We start from the raw sequence: 938 nt of genomic DNA, 5'->3' as shown, positions 1-938 counted from the left end.
CAGACCGAACGTGAACTTGTCCTCAGGGGTGGGAGTGAACCGTTCCGACATGGATCAGCCTCTTGTCGACGAGGGTCCGGTCGGCTGCGCTGCCGGCCGGCCCAATTTGTTTGCTTGCAGTACTAATACGCCATCCCGTCGAGGGTTTCTAGACCGTTTCCGTAATGTTTCGGTCACATGGCGCAAACGTGGCTGCTCGGAAGCGCTTCACCTGAGGCCAGCTACCTGGGCAATCCGGGAATTCCCGCCGCGTACCGGCCTGTCGGCCACATTTGTTTTGTGTACGATCAAAATGAAGAGGACCCGCAGCCGCGCTTGCCGCAGGCGCCCTGACGTCCCGCAGTCCAGCACTTCTGATCCGGCTAAGGACCCCCCCATGAAGTTCACCGACGGCTTCTGGCAGTTGCGCAGCGGTGTGCACGCCTCGTACGCCACCGAAGTCCGCGACGTCCACCTCGACGAGGACCGCCTCGCCGCCTACGCCGCCGTCAAGCGCGTCCAGCGCCGCGGCGACACGCTGAACGCCCCGCTGATCACCGTGGAGGCCCACGCGCCGGCCGAGGGTGTCATCGCGGTGCGCCTCACCCACCACGCGGGCAAGCGCCGCACGGGACCCGACTTCGGGCTGCCGGGAGCCGTGGCCCCACCCGCCGGCGCGGCCGTTCCCGGGTCCGCCGCGACCACCCGTACCGAGGGCACCACCGCCGAGCTGACCAGCGGCCCGCTCACCCTGAGGCTGCCCACCGAAGGCGCCTTCGGTCTGGAGTTCCTCGACCAGGACGGCCGGCTCCTGACCGCCGCCGGGCCCAAGGGCAGCGCGTTCGCCACCCTCGACGACGGCAGTCACCACATGTTCGCCCAACTCGCCCTGGGCGTGGGCGAGACGGTCCACGGCCTCGGTGAGCGCTTCACGCCGTACGTCAAGAACGGCCAGACCG

Annotated in this window: 1 pseudogene; it reads left to right on the top strand. The window is 68.2% G+C overall.

The features are described 5' to 3' along the window. Positions 1-376: 376 nt before the first annotated feature. Positions 377-938: pseudogene (locus IH13_RS0119995) on the top strand (alpha-xylosidase); the annotation flags it as partial.

Source organism: Streptomyces sp. NRRL WC-3549 (assembly GCF_000721935.1).
Lineage (GTDB): Bacteria > Actinomycetota > Actinomycetes > Streptomycetales > Streptomycetaceae > Streptomyces.
This window is presented reverse-complemented; position numbering and strand designations above follow the sequence as displayed.